The sequence below is a fragment of the Chryseobacterium sp. 3008163 genome, from assembly GCF_003669035.1.
Classification (GTDB): Bacteria; Bacteroidota; Bacteroidia; order Flavobacteriales; family Weeksellaceae; genus Chryseobacterium.
Genome location: NZ_CP033070.1, coordinates 2,719,524 through 2,740,147 on the forward strand (window position 1 = coordinate 2,719,524; position 20,624 = coordinate 2,740,147).

Consider the following 20,624-nt stretch of genomic DNA (forward strand, 5'->3'; position numbering starts at 1 on the left):
CTTTTTTAGCTAATCAAAGCTTTATATTTATCTTTATTATCGATAATCATCCAAAGATTGATAAGAAATAGAACTCCTGCGATGGACATTCCCGTTGTGGATTTGTCGATTGTGAAAACGTGCAGAATAATTCCAACCATTATCGGTAAAATCATGATTGCTCCTAAAGCTCTTGTTTTTTGGAAGATAAATAATAAGCCACCAATAACTTCTACAGCTCCCACTAACGGCATCAGCCAATGTAATTTATTGAAAGCATCGAAAACTTTCATTTGTTCGGGTGTAAATTCGGGCATGGGCATGTAGTGAAGAAACTTGTCTAATCCGGCATTGAAGAACATCAGCCCAAAAAGAAGACAAATAATAAATTTTACGATTTTCATGATGTTGATTTTTATCAAATTTAAATAAAATTAGTTTTTCATTTGAATTTTTTAAATAAATCCTTTTTTATTCTCTTTTTAGAGAAATAATTATATTTTATATTCTTATATTTTATATATTTGTTTTACAAATCAAACTAAACAAATAATTATGTTGAAAAACCTTAAAAAATTAGAGCGTTCGAATCTAAAAACGATTAAAGGAGGGGATGATCCTAATATTGGTTACTGTCCTGATAGTGGAACCTATATTCCTTGCGATCAACTTTGTCCGAATAGAAGAAATCCTCTTTGTGCTCTTGGATAAAAAACAGAAAGCCCTTCAATTTGGAGGGCTTTATTATTTTAAGGTAAATTACTCATTACCTGTTGCTTATTTCCAATAAATCAATCCATTTCCTTTAATGTGATGTTTTTGGAAATCTTATAGCTTTTCTTTTTCTTATTAGGTTTTTCATCTTCGCCTAAAAGCTTGCCCCAAGGTTGCAACCCATCCACTCTTTCGAAAATAATTTTAATGATTGCAATCGCAGGAATACACAAAAACATTCCTGAAATTCCCCAAAGATGTTCACCTAAAAGAATACCGATGAAAGAAAATAAAGCATTGATCTTTACTTTTGAACCCACTACAAATGGAAGAACGATATTCCCATCAATTGCATGAACGATGACGTAGCCGATGGCAACATAAACACAGGTTGAAACAGTTCCCGTTGCAAAAGCGATGAAACATGAAATTAATAATGAAATACAAATTCCGATGTAGGGGATAACGTTTAATAATCCTGTTAAAACACCTAATAAAATGGCATATTTTACGCCCAAGATAGTGAGAACAATTGTTGTGAGAACAGAAACGATAATCACCTGAAGACACAATCCTATGATATATCTTTTTGTCATAATTCTTACCTCAGAAACAACTTCCTGAACGCTCGATTTATGCTTTTCATTGAAAACATTGACAATGAAATTATTTAGAATTCTTCTGTAGTTTAAGATGAAAATAAAGAATAAGATGAAAAAGGCTAGAAACCCTAAACTTGAAGAAAAAATTCCAAAAGTAAATCCTAAAATCACTCCGGATGAAGACAGAAGCTTGCTTAAGCCTTGATCCAAATAGTCAAGTTGTTCATCAATTTTCACATTAAAAGTATGAGAAACCCAAGTCTGAAGATTTTGGAAAACCAGATTAAACTGTTTCGTCAGATGCGGAACATCACGACTAAAACTAGAGATTTGAGAACCGAAGAAAAAGATCATTCCTGTCAAAATAACCAACATCATCATCACCGAAATAATAGTGGAAATTGATCTTGGAAATCTTAGTTTCTTTTCTAAAAAATTAGCAATCGGCAAAAAAAGCATCGCCATCAAAAACGCCAGAAAGAAAGGAGCTAAAATGCTTTGTCCTAACTTAATAAGGTAGCCGATTCCGATAATAGAAACAACGGCGAGTGCGAGTTTTAGAAGAAAGGGTAGTTTAAAAAGGTTCATGAGGATTTTTTTCTACACATAACAAAAACCTCACCGTTTACGATGAGGTTATAAATTTATTAATAAAAATTTTATTTTTCGATAGCAAGTTCAAGAACTTCAGTCATCCAATTCACGTAGTTTACTTTCAGGTTTTTCAGATAATCCTGTTTGATTTCTTCCACATCTTTTCTGTTGGCTTCACAAAGGATTACTTCTTTAATTCCTGCTCTTGTTGCGGCAAGAAGTTTTTCTTTAATTCCGCCTACAGGAAGTACTTTTCCTCTCAGGGTAATTTCACCGGTCATTGCCAGATGAGGTCTTACTTTTTTATTTCTGAAGGTAGAAACCATTGAAGTCAGCATTGCGATTCCGGCAGAAGGTCCGTCTTTGGGGGTTGCGCCTTCTGGAACATGCACGTGAATATTTTTCTTTTCTAAATCATCTTCTGTAATTCCTAAATCTTCGTGTTTAGCTTTAATATATTCTAAAGCAATCGTCGCAGATTCTTTCATTACCGTTCCCAGATTTCCGGTCATGGTAAGATTTCCTTTTCCGTTGCTGGTAATGCTTTCAATAAATAAAATGTCACCTCCAACACTTGTCCAAGCCAATCCGGTTACTACACCTGGAACGTCTGTTAATTCAGACAAGCTTTTCGGTCTTGGAACTCCTAAAATTTCATCTACTTTTTCGACAGAAATTTTAGCATCATATTCTTTCATCATAGCGGTTTGCAGGGCAACCCAACGAGCAATTCCTGCGATTCTTTTTTCTAAAGATCTCACACCGCTTTCTGAAGTATGTGCTTCAATAATATGTTTTAGCTCAGGATTTCCTAATTTGAAAGATTTTGCCGTCAAACCGTTTTCTTCCTGCTGCTTTTTAATTAAATGTCTCTTGGCGATCTCAATTTTTTCCTCTAAAGTATAACCCGCAATCTGAATGATTTCCATTCTGTCTAAAAGCGGAGTTTGGATCGTTGACAAAGAGTTTGCAGTAGCCAAAAACATCACTTTAGACAAATCATACCCCATTTCAAGGAAATTATCATAGAAAGCATTGTTTTGTTCGGGGTCAAGAACTTCAAGCAGCGCTGAACTTGGATCGCCATGCATTCCTTTTCCTACTTTATCAATTTCGTCTAAAACAATCACAGGATTTGATGTCCCGGATTTTTTAATGGATTGAAGAATTCTTCCTGCCATCGCACCGATATAAGTCTTTCTGTGACCACGAATTTCACTTTCGTCATGAAGTCCGCCCAATGAAACACGAACGTATTTTCTACCTAAAGCATCGGCAACCGACTTTCCAAGAGAGGTTTTACCAACTCCCGGAGGTCCTACCAATAATAAAATTGGGGATTTCATGTTGTTTTTTAATTTTAAAACAGCCATGTGTTCCAAAATTCTTTTCTTAATATCTTCTAAACCAAAATGAGCTTTATCTAAAACTTTCTCGGCTTTTTCTATATCGAAAGTGTCTTTGGTAAAGGTTTCCCAAGGAAGATCTGTGAAGAAATCCAAGTAATTTCTCTGAACATTGTAATCGGGAGAATTTGGGTTTTGTCTCTGTAATCTTCCAATTTCTTTTTGGAAATGCTCTTCAACTTCAGGTTTCCACTTTTTTTCGCTTCCTTTTTTTAATAAATCTTCTACATCGCTTTCCGGACCGCCACCCAACTCATCCTGAATGGTTCTGATCTGCTGGTTCAGGAAATATTCTCTTTGCTGTTTGTCAAGATCTTTTGAAGTTTTCTGATGGATTTGATTTCTCAATTCCAGCTTTCTGAAATCCTCATGCATCATTTCGTAACACTTGTTGGCTCTTTCCATGAGGCTTTTTTCCTCCAACAATTTTTGTTTTTCTGCGTAAGGAAAACTTGCATTGGTGCAGATGAAATTTAATAAATCATCATTACTGTTGATATTTTTTATCGCAAAATTGGCTGCATTTGGAATATTAGGGTCAAGCTCAATTATTTTTAAGGCTAAATCTTTTACATTTTCCAGCAAAGCCTCATATTCTTCTTTGTTTTTTGGTTTCGAATCTTTTAGTCTTGTAATTTCAGCTTTAAAATAAGGTTTGCTGCCTGTGATTTTTTTTATTTTAAATCTGTGGAAACCCTTAGTGATGGCAGTAACGTTTCCTTCAGGAAGTTTAATGATCTTAATGATTTTGGCTAAAGTACCAATCTGGTAAAAATCTTTTTCCGTAGGCTGCTCAATATCAGAGCTTTTCTGGCTTACGATTCCAATGAAATCGCCATTTTGCTGAGCTTCTTCAAGAAGTTGTATAGAGGTTTTTCTTCCGGCAGTAATAGGGATGACCACATTCGGGAACATCACCATATTTCTTACAGGAAGTATCGGGAAAATAATCTGTTCAGAGTTTTTTGCGCTTTCGTCAATATCAGAAAGATTGATCTCTTCGGCTACAATATCAAATCCGTCGCCCAAGATTTCATCAAAATTTATATCTTCAAATTCTGTCATAATAAGTTAAATGACAAATTGTCATTTATAGTTTTAATCGTTAAAGGATAAAATCAAAATATGTTGAACAATAGCTTTACATATAATGTGTACGTAATTTTCACAATACTTATGCCATTTGTTTTTTGATAAAAAATACGGTCAAAATTTCCATATTATGCGATATTAAATTTTAAAAATTAAAAAACCATCTTATATTTCTGTAATTTCTTAAAAATGTGTATTTTCGCACACTGATATAAAACTATATTTATAAAATGGCAATTTTAGGACAGATTAGGAGTAGACCTTGGCTTTTGATGGGAATGATCGCATTGGCGCTATTGGCGTTTTTGGTAAACCCAGAAAGTCTCGATAAAGTTTTTGGAAAAAATCCTGATATTTTAGGAAAAGTAAATGGTGAGAAGATTACTCGTGAGGAGTATAATGACCAGCTTTTCGTATTACAGCAGCAGGCTGAGCAACAGCAACAACCAAAAACCGGACTTGAAGAGCAGGCTTGGCAATTGCTTGTGCAATCAAAATTGGTAAAGCAGCAATTTGAAAAAATGGGATTTGAAATGACAGACGATTTGTTCTGGAACCAAATTCAGTTTGATCAGATGTTTGCTCAAAATCAACAGCTTTTTGACGAAAAAGGTAATTTCAAGCTTCAGGAATTGAAGAAAGAAATTGAAACTCTACAAAATACAAACCCTGAAGGATATGCTCAGTGGTTGAAAACCAAAAAAACAATCGAATACAGAATCATGGCAAGACAAGTGTTTGCTAATATTTCTACAGGTATTACGACTGGTAAAAAAGAGGCTGAGGAATTAATGAAAGAAAGAGATCAGTTAGCTGATATCGATTTTGTAAAAGTTGATTACGCTTCTTATCTTCAAAAAAATAAAATCAAAGTTACTACTGAAGATTTAAAGAAATACATCGACCAGCATCCTATAATGTTCAAAACTGAGCCTAGCAGAAACTTGGGAATTGTATTTTTCCCTTCACAGCCAAGCCCGGCAGATGATGCAGCGGTATTGAAAGATATTACCAAAGTATTCTCTGTAGGTACAGACGAAAGCGGCGGAAAAGAGAACTTCATGAATACTACAAACGATTCTATGTTTGTAATGGCAAATTCTGATATTCCTTTCAATAGCCAATATGTTTCAGCTAGCCAAATGCCTCAAGGTTTAAAAGGTAAATTGGAAACTGCTGCGATTGGTCAGACTTTTGGTCCATACAAAGAACAAAACTTATATGTTGTTTCTAAATTGATTGATAAGAAAAAAGCTTCAGATTCTGTGACTTCTAGCCATATTCTTATTGCATATAAAGGAGCTGAAAGATCTACTGCTACAAGAACAAAAGAACAAGCGAAGAAAATTGCAGATAGTTTATTAGCTGGAATAAAAGCTAGTCCTTTAAAATTTGGAGAAGATTTAAAATTATCAGACGAGCCTAATGCTGTTGAAAGAAAAGGAAGCGTGGGATGGACTACTTCTCAAAGTCAATTTGCACCTGAATACTTAGATTTTTTACGTAAAAACGATGTTGGTAACATTGGTTTAGCTGAAACTTCTTTTGGATATCATATCATAAAAGTTGATGACAAAAAATTAGGTTACAAAGTAGCGCACTTAGTAAAATCTATCAAGCCTTCTGATGCTACAGAAGCTACAGTTGATAAAAATGCAAGAAGATTCATTCAGCAAATTCAAGGGAAGTCATTCAATGATTTTGTTAATATTGCTAAAAAATCAAACTATCAATATTCAAACGCAAAATCGACTAAGAGATTTGACGGTCAGCTACAAGGTTTAGGAACTGATAAAGATGCTGAAATCATCACTTGGGCATTTGATAAGAAAAGAGAAAAAGGAGATACAGAATTCTTTACAGTAGAAGGAACAGGAGATAAAGTAGTAGTTTACTTAAACGGAAAACAGGAAAAAGGTCTTGCTGATCCTGAATCTGTAAGAGATCAAATCGAAACTGTTGTTCAGAATAAATTAGCTGCGAAGCAGATTTCTGATAAAATAGGTAAGGCTACGAGCCTAGATCAGGTTGCTAAAACTTTTGCTACTACTAAGCAATCTGCGCAGGTTAATTTACTAAACCCATCAGTTGCAGGAGCAATGGAGCCTAAAGTTGCAGGTGCTGCATTCGGAGTTAAAAAGGGCGCAATTTCTAACGCTATCGAAGGTGGAACAGGAGTTTATGTTTTAGTTAAAAAGAACGAAACAATCAACAAACAAGCAGGAGATGCTAAACAGTTTACAGAATCTGTTACGCAGAGAAATGCAGGAATGTTTGGTCAGGCTTGGTTGAAGAGTTTACAAGATAACGCAGACATCGATGATTATAGAATCGAAATCTGGAGCAAGCTTGGAAATCAACAATAAGATATCTAAAATCAACAATATTAAAAGTGGCAGAGTTTTTGCCACTTTTTTTTGTGTTTAACCCATAGCGATAGAGAAAAACATTAATTTAAATGTACTATATTTGCTTATTAGAAAAAATATAAAAAGTGAAGTTCAGTAAAGAAATAAAAGCTGGTCTAATAGCGATCTTGGCTGTTGTAGGCTTTGTCGTTTTGTTCCAATTCATGAAAGGCAGAAGCCTTTTTACTACCGACAATATATTTTACGCTAAATACGATAACGTTGAGGGGCTTACGCAGTCTTCACCGGTTTCTATTAATGGTTTAAAAGTAGGGCAGGTGGACAAGATTATACCACAAACATCAAAGGATGGTAAAATTCATTTTATCGTTAAAATTACTGTTGATGATAATTTTCAGTTTTCCAAAAATTCAAATTTGGAAATCTTTGAACCTAGTTTAATGGGTGGCAAAGAGATGAGAGTGAACTTGTTTTACGGTGGTGCTACTGCAAAAGATGGTGACACATTAAAAGGTGCTTTCAAATTAGGAATGATGAACAGTCTTTCTTCTCAGGTTGGTCCGGTAAAAGATCAATTACAAACCGTTTTGCACAGAGTTGATTCTTTGATGGTGAATGCCAACCAGGTGATGAATGAGCAGAACAGAGAAGAAATCAAAATTTTACTTCACAATCTTAATAAAACTGTTGGCGCTTTAGAAACTACGGCCGGAAGTGTAAACAGATTGGTTGGGAATAATGACCCAAAACTTCAAAAAGTTCTCGATGAGGCGAGTCTTACCATGAAAAGTGGGAAAGTTACTTTAGATAAATATGGTAATTTAGCTGAAAGCATTGATACGCAAAAACTAAATGCGACTATTGCTAATTTAGATAACACCGTTGGGCAATTAAATAAAGTTGTTTCCGGGATTGACAGAGGTGAGGGAAGTTTAGGGAAGATCATGAAAGACGATCAGTTATACAATAATCTGAACGCTGCTTCTACAAACCTAAATGCTCTTATTGAAGATTTAAAAGCTAATCCTAAGAAATACGTTAATTTCTCAGTATTTGGTAAGAACAGTAAAGACTAATTCATTATTATGCAATATCTTGACAATATTATTTTTCTGATTCTATTAGTTGCAGGTTTTGGGTTATTCGGAAAAAGCCTCTTTAAGATTTATAGAAATATTAGATTAGGAAGAGAAATCAACCGCAGCGACAGAAAACCTGAACGTTGGAAAACAATGGCTCGTGTAGCAATGGGTCAGAGTAGAATGGTGAAAAGGCCTGTAGCAGGTATTCTTCACCTTTTTGTGTATGTAGGTTTTGTGATTATTAATATCGAATTAATCGAAATTATTGTTGATGGGATCTTTGGAACACATAGATTTTTAGCAACGATTTTCGGACATACTTTCTACAATATTTTTACAGCGACTTTAGAAGTTTTAGCAATACTTGTAATCATTGGGGTTGTGTTATTTTTCATCCGAAGAAATTTCTACGGAGTTAAGCGATTAACGATGAAAGAACTTTTCGGGTGGCCAAAAAATGATGCTAATTGGATTTTGATCATTGAGTTTGCCTTAATGATTGCTTTCTTTAGTATGAATTCTTCAGACTTTATCTTACAACAGAGAGGAGTTTTAGCAGAACATGGTAGTTTTCCTATCAGTCAAATTACCTTAGTTCCATTTTTAGAAATTTTCAGTTTCGATAGTGGATTTTTAGTTTTTGTTGAAAGAGCTGCTTGGTGGTTTCACTTTGTGGGAATTTTGTTCTTCATGAACTATCTTTATTATTCTAAACATTTACACATTATTTTAGCATTTCCAAGTACTTGGTATGCAAATCTAGATTTGTATGGAAAGTTTAATAATTTAGATTCAGTTACAGCTGAGATTAAACTGATGATGGATCCAAATGCTGATCCTTATGCCGCTCCGGCTGAAGGTACTGTTGCAGAAGCTCCGTCGAAATTTGGCGCAGAGGATGTTTTTGATTTAAATCAGGTTCAACTATTAAATGCTTATTCTTGTACAGAATGTGGCCGTTGTACTTCGGTCTGTCCTGCAAATATTACGGGTAAAAAACTGTCTCCAAGATTGATTTTAATGAAAACCAGAGATCGTCTGGAAGAAGTTGGAAGAAATATTGATAAAAACGGAAAGTTTGAAGATGACGGCAAGAAATTGTTGAACGATTATATCACAAAAGAAGAACTTTGGGCTTGTACCACTTGTAACGCTTGTACTGAGGCTTGTCCGGTATTGCTTGATCCACTTTCTATCATTTTCGAAATGAGAAGATTCCTAGTAATGGAACAGTCTGCCGCTCCACAAGAGTTGAATCTGATGATGACCAACGTAGAAAACAATGCTGCACCATGGCAGTATAATCAGGCAGACCGTCTGAATTGGGCAAATGATTAATTATTTGTAAAAACAATTAATTAATTTCCTAAAAATTTAATTCTAATTAATACAAAATACATTTTATAACAAAATGGATTTCACTATAAAAACAATGGCAGATTATGCTGCCGAAGGAAAATCACCTGAAGTTTTGTTTTGGGTTGGCTGTGCCGGAAGTTTTGACGACAGAGCAAAAAAAATTACCAAAGCATTCTGTAAAATTCTGAATAAAATCGGGGTTGAATTTGCCGTTCTCGGACAGGAAGAAAGCTGTACAGGTGACCCCGCAAAAAGAGCAGGGAACGAATTTGTTTTCCAGATGATGGCAATGACGAATATTGAAGTTCTGAATGCCTATGATGTTAAAAAAATCGTAACGGCTTGCCCACACTGCTTTAATACACTTAAAAACGAATATCCAAGTTTAGGAGGAAACTTCGAAGTAATTCATCATACTCAATTTCTAAAACAATTGATGGAAGAAGGAAGATTGAAAATTGAAGGCGGAGCTTTTAAAGGAAAAAAAATCACATTTCACGATCCTTGTTATCTGGGAAGAGCAAATGGCGAATATGAAGCACCGAGAATGCTTTTAGAAAAGCTAGATGCCGAGTTGGTTGAGATGAAACGTTGTAAAACGAACGGTCTATGTTGTGGAGCAGGAGGTGCACAGATGTTCAAAGAACCTGAAAAAGGGAATAAAGACATCAACGTTGAAAGAACTGAAGAAGCACTTTCATTTGAGCCTAAAATCATCGCAACAGGTTGTCCGTTTTGTAACACGATGTTGACGGATGGTGTAAAGCATTTCAATAAAAATACTGAAGTAGAAGTAAAAGATATTGTAGAACTTTTGGCGGAAGCTGAGGATTTGTAACCAAAAACTGTTTTAGTAATGAATCTGAAATGGTTTTTTTCATTTGTTTTTATTGTTTTTTTATCAGTTTATCTAACGAGCTTGAATTATAAAAACAGAGAGTATGATTGGGATATGCCAGGCTATGTAGGGTCTGTTTACAAAATGGAATTTCCTGATTCACAGGATAAAGTTCATAAATTGACTTTTCAATCAATAAAGGAAGAAGCCCCAAGAGACCATTATCAAAAGCTAAGTGGAGTTAAACCGTTTCGCAATGCAATTCAATTGTATGAGAAAAATGCGAGAGCTTTCTCCGAACAGCTTCCTTATTACGAGATAAAAGTAGGTTATAATTTAGTTCTTTTGCTTTTATATAAAATAGGATTAAGTGTACCTATGTCAGTAATAGTTATAAGTCTTTTATCTTATTTTTTTCAGCAATATTGATTTTTTTTATTCTAAAAATTATTTTCCCAGACAATTGGCTTTTAACCGTTTTGATTGTTAGTGGTGTTATGTTTCTTCCTCCTCTAATACTTATGTCGCGGTCACCTACACCAGACTTATTTGTTTTTCAATTTATTTTGATTTTTCTTTTAGGATTACTTAGTAAGTGGAAAAAATGGATATTGTTTGTCGTCCTTTTCTTCATTACTTTGGTGAGACCGGATTATATAATTCTGACTTTAACATACTTACTAGCTGTATTTTTATTTGAATATACAAAAAACAAAAAAATGAATGTGGTGTTCATTCTTCAAGCTGTTTTGTTGCTATGTCTCTATTTTATTATTATCAAATACTATCATTATCCAGGTTGGAAAAATTTATTTTATGATTCATTTATTTATAGGAGGCCTATGCTGTCTTCACAAGCAGCAATATTTAGTTTAAAAGATTATCTTTTTATTACTTTTGATAAATTAATACACTTTAAGAAAGTTACCTTGTCTGCAATTATTTTACTATTTGTTATATTCAAATATTCAGATGATTTATGGATTAGGATACTTACTGTTCTATTTTTTATCAATCTTTATATAAAGTTTTTTTTCTTTCCTCAATCAGGTGAAACCAGACTTTTTTTTCCTTTTATTTTCCCACTTTTTATAATAATGCTTCATACAATCAGTAAAAAGTATAATGGTTTTAAACTCGACAAAATTCCGTAATTTTACTCTTTAAAATGTATTGGAAATGAAAATTGAAGAATCAAATATAGTAGAAGCTGAAGATTACAGAGTAATTATATATCCTGCATCAAGAGCGTTTACAACCAAAGAAGCAAAAGTTATTACAGAAAAGTTGTACGACTTTCTGGCAGGATGGGCAGCTCACGGAAAACCTCTTTCATCATCTTTTAAAATTGAAAAAAATCAGTTTATCGTTATCTGTGTTGATGAGGAAAAAGAGATGGCATCCGGCTGCAGTATTGATGCTTTAGGCAAGATTATGAGAGAAATCGATGAGGAATATCAATTGGGATTATTTGACCGTATGAAAGCAAGTTTCATAGAAAATGGTGAAGTAAAAACGTTAAAATTAATAGACTTTAAAAATAAAGTAAGAAGCGGAGAATTGTCTGCGGAAATTGAAGTTTTTGATTTTTCGAAAAATACTTATCTAGAATTTTTAGGGAATTTCTTACTTCCTTTCAACAGAAGCTGGGCAGCCGGAATTAAATAATTATTTAATTTTTGTACAAAAGTTCATCATTTGAATTAAAATATTCAGCTGTAATAATATGAATAACGATAATGTTAAAGATTTCTACAATGATTTCGTAAACTACCAGACAAATTCAGGAATCAACGAAAGAATCTACACTTTATATAAAAAAATGCGATCTCTGAACCTTGTGTCTTCTTCAAATGTTTTGGAGTTGGGGTGTGGAATCGGCGTAATGACTAAATTATTATCCAATACGGTAAAAGAGGGATATATCGAAGCTGTAGATTTAAGTGATAAGTCAATAGAATTAGCAAAATCAAAACTAGATAAAAAAAACATTTCTTTTTTTGTAGGCGATGTTGTAAACTATATTCCCGAAAAAAGAACTATGATTTTATAACTCTATTTGATGTTATTGAGCATATCCCAATTGAAAAACATTTTGATCTTTTTAAAAATTTGGCAAAATTATCGGATGATAATACCAAGATAGTTATTAACATTCCTAATCCTGAGTTTATTAACTACTTAACGGAAAATGATCCATCATCTTTACAAATCATCGATCAGCCCATACCTTTGAGAACTATTTTAACGAATGCAGAAACGAACGGACTTCAAATACTTAATTTCGATACCTATAGTATTTGGGTTGAACATGATTATCAGTTTATAGTTATTCAGAAAAAAACAGATTATGATAAAATTTTTGTTAATGACAAACGAACAATACTCCAAAAAATAAAACATAGACTAAATAGTCTTTATATACAATTTAAATATGGTGGTCAGTAAAATGCGCAGATCATGATTGTTTAGCCATATTAAAAATATATTTTTGAACTGATAATTAATGAAGCATAAAGTTTTATTTATTTCATCTTGGTTTCCGAATAAACTAGAGCCTACCAATGGAAACTTTGTGCAACGCCATGCAGAAGCGGCATCTTTAATATGCGATGTTGAGATTTTACATACAATAGGAAACTTCCAGCAATCAGAAAAGTTTATATTTGATGACCAAGTCATTAATAATATCAGAACATTAATTGTTTATTATAAAAATTCAAAAAATCCTCTTCAGAATTTTTATAGAAGAATGATTGCTTATAAAAAAGGCTTCCATCAACTTCAATATCCAGATCTTATTCATGCAAATGTTTTGCATAATTCTATGTTCTTTGCTGTGTATCTTAAAAAAAAGTTTAAAATACCTTTTGTTATAAGTGAACATTGGAGTGCCTTAAAAATAGAAAATCAACATAAAACATCTTTTATTATTAAATTGGTTGCTAGGTTGATTGGTAATCAGGCTTATAAGATTCTTCCTGTTACTAAAAACCTAAAAGAAAGTTTAGAAAAATTAGGAATTAGAACATCAATGGAAGTAATTCCGAATGTGGTAAATACAAATCTTTTTTTCCTGCAAAAATAAGTACAGAGAAATTTACCTTTATACATGTTTCAAACCTCACGGCTAATAAAAGTGCAGATAAAATTTTAAATGTTGCCATTAAACTTTTAAAAGAAGGCTATTCTTTTAAACTACAGATTGGTGGTGACGGCGACACTTCTGAATTAGAAAAAATAGTTAAAAATGAGAACCTCGAATCTGTAATTGAAATTTTTGGAATTCAGACTCTTCCTCAAATTGCAGAAAGAATGCAGCGGTCTGATTGCTTTATTCTTTTTAGTGATTATGAAAACCAGCCATGTGTAATTGCAGAATCTTTTGCGAGCGGAATTAGGGTAATTTCTACAAATGTTGGCGGCATATCTGAGTTTTTTCCAGATGATTTTGGAATTTTGCTCGAAAATAAAGAAGAAGATTTACTTAAAGATGCTATGCTAAAAATGTTGATGAGTGAGAAAAAACCTGATCCTTCAACATTGAAAATCTATGCAGAAGAGACTTTCTCACAAGAGATAATCTCTGAAAAATTTTTAAAAATATATAATGAAACATTGAAATGAATCAGGGATTTTCAATTTTAATTAATAAGAGCCAACCTCAGATTAAAAGTTTTTTTCAAGAAGAAACTTATGATTCTTTCTACGTTGAAACGCCAGAATATTATGTTATTCTTGAAGGTGTGGTTCTCAATAAAAAGGCACTTTTGAAAAATTCGTTTACAAACGATTTCACCAAGTTTTTTATAAATACATATCATAAAGTCGGCTGGCGCGTTTTGCAGGAACTTGAAGGAGAATTCAGAGGTTGCATTTGGGATAAAAAAGAAAATAAAATCCTTGTATTTACGAATCCCACATCTAGTCAACGTGTTTTTTATTCAAAAATAGATTCAGTTATTTTTATCGATTCAGATTTGGTGAGAATGAGTGAAACAATTAAAGAAAATAACATTTCTATTAGTCCAGATATCACGTCACTCTACCAAATTTTGGCAATTGGAAATTTATTAGAGAACAGAACTCCTATTGAAAATATATACAAGGTTTTAGATGGTCATTTTTTAATGATAGATTGTACAACGCAATCGATTATTGAAAGAGAATATTTTGATATCGCCCAAACAGAATATTTTTCAAACTCCAAAGAGGTGGCATTAGATCAGATCCATGAAGTTTTTGCTGCTGGTGTAAAAATGGAATATGAAAAAGATTTAGAATATAATACGTCGCATTTGGCATTATTGAGTGGCGGATTAGATAGCAGAATGGCACTGATGTATGCTATCAAAGAAGGTTTTGAAATTGGTTCAACTCTCTGTTTTTCTCAGTCCGAATATCTTGATGAAAAAATTTCGAGAAAGATAGCTGCAGATTATGACATAAATTATGAGTTTATACCGCTTGATAATGGTTTATTTTTAAAAAAATAGATGAACTTACAAGAATTTCTGAGGGTTGTATACATTTTATAGGAGGAATCCATGTTTCTCATGCAGTAGAGCATTTAAGATATAATGATTTTTCATTATTTCATGGCGGGCAGATTGGTGATGGTATTTTAGGTGGTTTTAATTCTGAACCACGACGAAAATCACCTTCTCATTATAAGATTATTGTAAATTCGGATTTTCTTCCCAAGATAAAATCCAATATTGATTCTGTTTTAAAAAAATATGATCGTGAAGAAATTTTCTTACTAAAAAATCTTGCCTATAATAGGACAGTTCTGGGCTCGCAGGTCCTCCGGCAAAAAGCGTATATGGTATCACCTTACATGACCAAAGATTTTATGCAATTGTCTGTTAGTCTTCCTGAAGAGTGGAAGTTTAAGCATAAATTGTATCAGCAATGGCTTTTAAAACATTGTAAAGAAGCATCTAAATACACTTGGGAAAGAACTTTAATGAAACCAGATGCCCAATGGAAAATAAGGTTTGGTGAGAAGTATTTGAAGGGTGCTCGTAAAGCTTTTTATCAGAAACTATTAAACAAGCCGACAAAAACGAGTATGTATCCTTATCAGTTTTATTTTGATAATGATAGATCTATACAACAGTATTATTCAAATTATTTTACAGAAAATATTGACCGTCTGGAAAATTATATTGAATTGCAAAACGATGTGAAATCACTCTTTAGTTCATCTTCATTTTTGACAAAGCTTACGCAATCAATATTTTATCTATTTTTAAGCTTTATTTTTAAATGAAAAGCTTAATATTTTTCTTGCAAAACTTCCTTAAAAATGAGGGACATTATGTTTTGACTTCACTATTGATTGCTAAAATCTGTGGGCTTTTATCATCTCTTTTTATCATTAAAATACTCCCCACAGAAGATTTTGGCAAGATGAGTATTGTTGCTGCTGTTTTTGCTATCTTATCTGCATGTAGCGGATTTGGCAGTCATCAAAGTTTATTGAGATTCGGCTCTATTTCTAATCTGGAAGCAGAAAAGAATAACTTATCGGCTTATCTTTTTAGAAAAGGCTTTTATTATCAAATTTTATTATCAATAATTTTTTTGATAGTCAGTTTTTTTTACATTACAAAATATGAAGATATTTTCTATATTTTTTTATTTTTCTGTATTCGTCTTATCGGCTTTTATTTTTTTACTTATGTGCAATCAGATCTTAGAGTGTATAATAAAAACAGAGAGTTTGCCGGGTTTAATAACTTTTTAAGCATATCTGGGCTTTTAGTCCTGCTAATTTTAACCTATTTTTTTCAATTAAAAGGGTATCTCATTGCGATGGCTTTCACTCCTTTTCTGTCTTTATTTTGGCTAAAAAAATCAAGTATGAATACTGTAAAGTTGTCTGATAATTTTAATTTGAAAGAAATTAGACAATACGGATTTAATACTTCTGCAACAACCTTACTCTCCGATGCTCTTTTTTCAATAGATATTATTATTCTAAGTTTTTTACTCAATGAAGATGCGGTGGCAGATTACAGAGTAGCTATTTTGATTCCTTCAAATGTGACATTTTTAGCATTGTCTTTTATGCAGAGTGATTTTCATACTTTGGCAAAGAACTATCAAAACCGCAGTTTTCTTAAAAACTACATCATTGGATACTACAAGTTTTTTATTCCAATTTGTTTGCTTGTTTTTATCATTAGCACGTTATTTAGTAAAGAAATTCTGATAGTAATATCCAAAGAAAAGTATGCAGAAAGTTCTTATATATTTGTTATTTTCATGGCAACTTTTTTAATGAATATTTTGTTTAGAAATCTTTACGGGAATCTTTTATCTGCGATAGGTAAAATGTCGGTCAATACCAAAGGATCTGTGATTTCATTCATTACACTTATTGTATTTTCTTTCTTTTTAGTTCCAAAATATCATATTTTAGGAATGGCAATTAGTGTTTCTGTGACTTTATTAAGTTCGGGATTTTTCTATTTTTATCATTTTAATAAATATTTAAAGAATCTAAAATAATTATCTTTGCCATATGAAGAATCTACTTTTTGGAATTTTATTGGGATGTTTTGCGCTTATCAGTTGTACGAGTGATGAAGATTCTTTTCAAAAAATAGATCAAACAATTCATTTTTACATTGAGGATGTTGCCGGTAAAGATTTATTAATGCCGAACACCATCGGATCTTATACCTCTGTTTCTATGAATGATGTTTTGGCGGCAACAGACGTTGCGTCTGTGAGCTTTTCTCCAAAGACAGATGCGAATTCTAAAAATTTGCTTGAGTATGTTGCGGGAGCCACCAGACAATTACAAAGTGGTCAGGATTCTGATGACAGAATTTATCGGTCCCGAATTCGGGTGGCACTTACCAAAAAGTTGACGGACTCTACTTTTGCGGAGCCTGTAAATGATACTTTAGAAATTCTTTACCATTGGACTCCTGAAGTTTTTTCGGTTTCTAAAGTTTCTTACAACAATTCTGAATTACCATTAACAAAAGATTCAGAAAATCGTAATGTGGTGAAAATCACAAAATAATCTTAAATTTGCATAAGCAGTTCGTTTTTTAAGGCTTAAATCTCAGGATTTTAAACTTTGAAACGCTGAAACTTAAATTATAAAACACTTTATGTTACAAGTCAATTTTTTGCGCGAAAACAAAGAACGCGTTTTAGAAGGTCTTCAAAAAAGACAATTCAAGGGTCTTGAGTTGGTAGACGAGGCAATCGTTACTGACGAAGAGAGAAAGAGAATTCAGTTTGAATTAGATTCTCAATTTTCAGAAATCAATAAAATCTCCAAAGAGATTGGTATGTTGATGAAAGAAGGAAAAAGAGAAGAAGCTGAAGCCTCAAAATCTAAAACAGCACAATATAAAGAGTCGAGCGCAGAATTGAAGTCTCAATTAGAGGTTGTTGAAAAAAAGTTGTTGGATATTCTGTATCAAATTCCAAACGTACCTTACGAATTGGTAAAAGCAGGAGCTTCTGCAGACGATAACGAAATTATTTATCAGTCTCACGATGTGGAAGGTTTAGGCGAAGGTGCAATTCCTCATTGGGAACTGGCGAAAAAATATAACTTAATTGATTTTGAATTAGGTGTAAAAATCGCAGGTGCTGGTTTTCCTGTGTATTTTGGGAAAGGCGCGAGATTGCAGAGAGCTTTGGTTCAATATTTTTTAGATAAAAATGTGGATGCCGGCTATCTTGAAGTCAATCCGCCTCATGTTGTGAACGAAGCTTCAGGGTACGGAACGGGACAGTTGCCGGACAAAGAAGGCCAAATGTACTACATCAATGCAGATGATTTATATTTAATTCCTACAGCAGAAGTTCCGGTGACAAATTTGTACCGTGATGTTTTGTTGGATGAAAAAGATCTTCCAATTAAAAACACGGCATTTTCTCAGTGTTACAGAAGAGAAGCAGGAAGTTACGGGGCTCATGTAAGAGGTCTGAACCGTCTTCACCAATTTGAAAAGGTAGAAATCGTAAGATTAGAAAAGCCTGAAAATTCTTACGCTGTTTTGGAAGAAATGGTAGAGCACATTAAAGAAATCCTTACTGATCTTGAATTGCCTTACCGAGTTTTAAGATTGTGTGGTGGAGATACAGGTTTTGCATCTGCAATGACGTATGATTTTGAAGTTTGGAGTGCAGCTCAGGAGAAATGGCTGGAAGTGAGTTCTGTTTCAAATTTTGAAACGTTCCAAGCAAACAGATTGAAGTGTCGTTACAAAGCTGATGGTAAAACTCAGTTGGTACATACTTTAAACGGTTCTGCAATGGCGTTGCCGAGAATTATGGCAGCATTGCTTGAAAACAATCAGACTGAGGAAGGTATTAAGCTTCCAAAGAAAATCGCTGAATATGCGAGATTTGAATTGATTAATTAAAATTTTACAATAGTAATACAATAAAAGCCATCCGATTCGGATGGCTTTTGTCATTTTGACAGATTATTTGATAGGCTATCTCTGTATCATCTCTGTATGCTTTCTGTATCAAAAATGTATTTTATCTTATTAAAGGTTTTGTGTGAGTTCTGTAATGTTGGCAGGGTTGTCTGTTGCATGAACGGTGATTTTATCACCTGCTAAATCAGAATTGGATGCGGTTGCTGTGTATATCCATTCTGCACCGTTATCAACCGCATTTCCTTCTTCTACAAGTATGCCGTCTGCATTTTCAATCTTTACGGTAACTGATATCACTTGAAAATCATCAGTCGCAGTAATCTTAATTAAATCTCCCGGATTTCCGCTGTAGTTTGATAGGTCGATTTCTTCGATGTCGGGTGCATTCAGCAAATCTGCTACTGCAACATTATAAGTCGTAATTCCTGAGGAGCTGTCTGACTTTATACCGTACATCTGGTTTTTAACAGGATCTGCCAATGCTGATTTTGCGTACAATACTGCTTTCTGAAATTTCAATTTGTGAGCTTTCTGTTTATCAGACAATTCACCAGTGCGTTCTTTGGGAGCTTTAGATACAATTGTTTTGCCATTTCTTTGGCTGAATACCAATAAATCTCCTACTTTTCCACTTAAGCCATGGGTTACAATGTTGTTTTTACTTTCTGCCATTATTTGTGGTTTTTAAATTAATAATGAACCAAATGTAGCTAATTTGATAATTTGTGGTAAATATTTAACTTATTTTATAAATATTAGATAATTTTCATAATAAAAATCACTCATACTTAATGTACAAAATATAATATAAATTAATTTATGCGACACCTTTTGTCGCTATACGCAATTATATTTGTGATATTGATACAATAAAATCTATATTAATTCTCATTCATGAGAAAATCTATTAAGTTAAGAAAGGTTAAATTCGCAAAAAATAATAATTACCGAATCATGAAAAAACTCTACACGAGTGCAGTTCTACTATGTACAACTGCCGTATTGTATTCGCAGGATGTTGTATGGCAAAAAGACATTAAATCCTCCACTCAGGATTTTCTCTCACAAGTCACCACAACAATCGATCAGCAATATCTTATTACAGGAAGCTCTATTCAATCGCAGAAGCTTATTTCCGAAAACAAACAAAACAACGGTTACGATTTTCATCTCGTAAAACTCAATCAACAAGGTGAAGAAGTCTGGGAAAAATATTTTTCGGGACAGAATCATGACTTTCTCTCGGCCACAGTGGCGACTCAGGAAGGTGGTTTTCTGTTGGCCGGGACTTCTTACTCCAGAAAAGGTTTAGACAAAAAAGAGGAATCTAAAGGCGGATCTGATATCTGGCTGATCAGAATTAATGAATTTGGAGATGAGCTATGGCAGAAAACTTTGGGAACTTCTCAGGATGAGGAAGCCAGAGCGGTGATTCAAACTACAGATTTTGGATTTTTTGTTGCCGGAAATGGTACAGCCCTTCGACAAGCTCAGGATTCGAAAGGTTTTGGGTCTAAAGATGTCCTGATCTCAAGAATCGATAAAAATGGGAAAGAGCTTTCACAGATTATTTTAGGAGGAAAAGGATTGGATGAAGTGGAAAAAATGATTCCTACTCTTGATGGAGGTGCATTATTGGGAATTTACTCCAGAAGTACTACAGGTGGATCAAAGAAAACTGAAAACTTCGGGGAAGGAGATTTTTGGGTGGTGAAGCTGAGCAGAGACGGAAAAGTGGAATGGGAGAAGAACTTTGGAGGAAAAGGCGATGATCATTTAAGAACTTTAGCGATGACTTCAACAGGATTTATCGTTGGCGGAGAATCAAGATCTGAAAGGTCAGGAAATAAATCTGTAGGCATTGAAGAAGGAACTGATATTTGGTTAATATCCTTAAATGATCGAGGTGAAGAACTGTGGCAGAAATCTTACAATTTTAAGAACAGAGATGTTCTGATGGGCATGAATGTGGTAAAAACCGGAGACGATAAAAGCTCGAAAGGAATTTTGCTCGGAGGTTATACTCAGGCGGAAGGGAGAATAGAAGCAGATGATGAAACCTTTTGGATGCTTTATCTGAATCAGGATGGCAACGAGCAGTGGAGAAAACATGTGAAAGGAGAATCGAGAAAAAAGAAGAAAGGTTATCTGATATTAAATTAAACC

General features: G+C 33.5%; 21 protein-coding genes. 17 read left to right on the forward strand and 4 right to left on the reverse strand.

Annotated features, from left to right (window positions below; all coding sequences use genetic code 11):
• Positions 1-5: 5 nt before the first annotated feature.
• Positions 6-383: a MauE/DoxX family redox-associated membrane protein gene (locus EAG08_RS12420; RefSeq protein ID WP_129535712.1), complete on the reverse strand. Its 378-nt coding sequence runs from the start codon at positions 381-383 to the stop codon at positions 6-8.
• Positions 384-534: 151 nt separating this feature from the next.
• On the opposite strand from EAG08_RS12420, the gene EAG08_RS23145 reads away from it, so the two are divergent.
• Positions 535-690, forward strand: a complete 156-nt coding sequence (locus EAG08_RS23145) for a bacteriocin-like protein (protein WP_242802706.1) — start codon at positions 535-537, stop codon at positions 688-690.
• Between the two features lie 80 nt (positions 691-770).
• Here EAG08_RS23145 and EAG08_RS12425 read toward each other — a convergent pair whose 3' ends face one another.
• Complete coding sequence (locus tag EAG08_RS12425) at positions 771-1,883, reverse strand: AI-2E family transporter (RefSeq protein WP_129535713.1); 1,113 nt, start codon at positions 1,881-1,883, stop codon at positions 771-773.
• 71 nt (positions 1,884-1,954) lie between these two features.
• Entirely contained in the window at positions 1,955-4,360 is a 2,406-nt protein-coding gene (lon, locus tag EAG08_RS12430) for an endopeptidase La (protein ID WP_129535714.1), read from the reverse strand.
• 257 nt (positions 4,361-4,617) lie between these two features.
• On the opposite strand from lon, the gene EAG08_RS12435 reads away from it, so the two are divergent.
• The 15 genes from EAG08_RS12435 to serS all read left to right on the forward strand — a co-directional run bounded on the left by EAG08_RS12435 (position 4,618) and on the right by serS (position 18,437).
• Entirely contained in the window at positions 4,618-6,753 is a 2,136-nt protein-coding gene (locus tag EAG08_RS12435; RefSeq protein WP_129535715.1) for a peptidylprolyl isomerase, read from the forward strand.
• A 128-nt stretch (positions 6,754-6,881) separates the two neighbouring features.
• Positions 6,882-7,832, forward strand: coding sequence for an MlaD family protein (locus tag EAG08_RS12440; protein ID WP_129535716.1), 951 nt, complete (start codon positions 6,882-6,884; stop codon positions 7,830-7,832).
• Positions 7,833-7,841: 9 nt separating this feature from the next.
• Positions 7,842-9,176: a (Fe-S)-binding protein gene (locus EAG08_RS12445; protein ID WP_129535717.1), complete on the forward strand. Its 1,335-nt coding sequence runs from the start codon at positions 7,842-7,844 to the stop codon at positions 9,174-9,176.
• A 73-nt stretch (positions 9,177-9,249) separates the two neighbouring features.
• Positions 9,250-10,035 (forward strand): (Fe-S)-binding protein, encoded by a 786-nt coding sequence (locus tag EAG08_RS12450; protein WP_129535718.1) that lies wholly within the window; start codon positions 9,250-9,252, stop codon positions 10,033-10,035.
• Between the two features lie 18 nt (positions 10,036-10,053).
• Positions 10,054-10,464 (forward strand): hypothetical protein, encoded by a 411-nt coding sequence (locus EAG08_RS12455; RefSeq protein WP_129535719.1) that lies wholly within the window; start codon positions 10,054-10,056, stop codon positions 10,462-10,464.
• Positions 10,465-11,214: 750 nt separating this feature from the next.
• On the forward strand, positions 11,215-11,703 hold the full coding sequence (locus EAG08_RS12460) for a hypothetical protein (protein ID WP_129535720.1): 489 nt from the start codon (positions 11,215-11,217) through the stop codon (positions 11,701-11,703).
• 58 nt (positions 11,704-11,761) lie between these two features.
• On the forward strand, positions 11,762-12,088 hold the full coding sequence (locus EAG08_RS22140; protein WP_228446548.1) for a class I SAM-dependent methyltransferase: 327 nt from the start codon (positions 11,762-11,764) through the stop codon (positions 12,086-12,088).
• A gap of 59 nt (positions 12,089-12,147) precedes the next feature.
• The gene (locus EAG08_RS22145; protein WP_228446549.1) at positions 12,148-12,483 is read left to right on the forward strand and encodes a hypothetical protein; all 336 of its coding nucleotides are present in this window, start codon (positions 12,148-12,150) and stop codon (positions 12,481-12,483) included.
• A 58-nt stretch (positions 12,484-12,541) separates the two neighbouring features.
• Positions 12,542-13,123, forward strand: coding sequence for a glycosyltransferase (locus EAG08_RS12470; RefSeq protein WP_129535721.1), 582 nt, complete (start codon positions 12,542-12,544; stop codon positions 13,121-13,123).
• Positions 13,124-13,143: 20 nt separating this feature from the next.
• Positions 13,144-13,662 (forward strand): glycosyltransferase family 4 protein, encoded by a 519-nt coding sequence (locus EAG08_RS12475; RefSeq protein ID WP_262696840.1) that lies wholly within the window; start codon positions 13,144-13,146, stop codon positions 13,660-13,662.
• Positions 13,659-14,531, forward strand: a complete 873-nt coding sequence (locus tag EAG08_RS12480; RefSeq protein WP_129535723.1) for a hypothetical protein — start codon at positions 13,659-13,661, stop codon at positions 14,529-14,531. The genes EAG08_RS12475 and EAG08_RS12480 overlap by 4 nt, the downstream gene beginning before the upstream one ends.
• A 329-nt stretch (positions 14,532-14,860) precedes the next feature.
• Positions 14,861-15,310 carry a hypothetical protein gene (locus tag EAG08_RS12485; protein WP_129535724.1) on the forward strand — a complete coding sequence of 150 codons (450 nt, stop codon included), beginning with the start codon at positions 14,861-14,863 and terminating at the stop codon, positions 15,308-15,310.
• A 65-nt stretch (positions 15,311-15,375) separates the two neighbouring features.
• Positions 15,376-16,554, forward strand: a complete 1,179-nt coding sequence (locus EAG08_RS12490; protein WP_164998571.1) for an oligosaccharide flippase family protein — start codon at positions 15,376-15,378, stop codon at positions 16,552-16,554.
• Positions 16,555-16,567: 13 nt separating this feature from the next.
• Complete coding sequence (locus tag EAG08_RS12495; protein WP_129535726.1) at positions 16,568-17,077, forward strand: hypothetical protein; 510 nt, start codon at positions 16,568-16,570, stop codon at positions 17,075-17,077.
• Between the two features lie 91 nt (positions 17,078-17,168).
• The gene (serS, locus tag EAG08_RS12500) at positions 17,169-18,437 is read left to right on the forward strand and encodes a serine--tRNA ligase (RefSeq protein WP_129535727.1); all 1,269 of its coding nucleotides are present in this window, start codon (positions 17,169-17,171) and stop codon (positions 18,435-18,437) included.
• 129 nt (positions 18,438-18,566) lie between these two features.
• Here serS and EAG08_RS12505 read toward each other — a convergent pair whose 3' ends face one another.
• Positions 18,567-19,130: a hypothetical protein gene (locus EAG08_RS12505; RefSeq protein ID WP_129535728.1), complete on the reverse strand. Its 564-nt coding sequence runs from the start codon at positions 19,128-19,130 to the stop codon at positions 18,567-18,569.
• Between the two features lie 282 nt (positions 19,131-19,412).
• On the opposite strand from EAG08_RS12505, the gene EAG08_RS12510 reads away from it, so the two are divergent.
• Complete coding sequence (locus tag EAG08_RS12510; RefSeq protein WP_228446550.1) at positions 19,413-20,621, forward strand: T9SS C-terminal target domain-containing protein; 1,209 nt, start codon at positions 19,413-19,415, stop codon at positions 20,619-20,621.
• Positions 20,622-20,624: the final 3 nt, after the last annotated feature.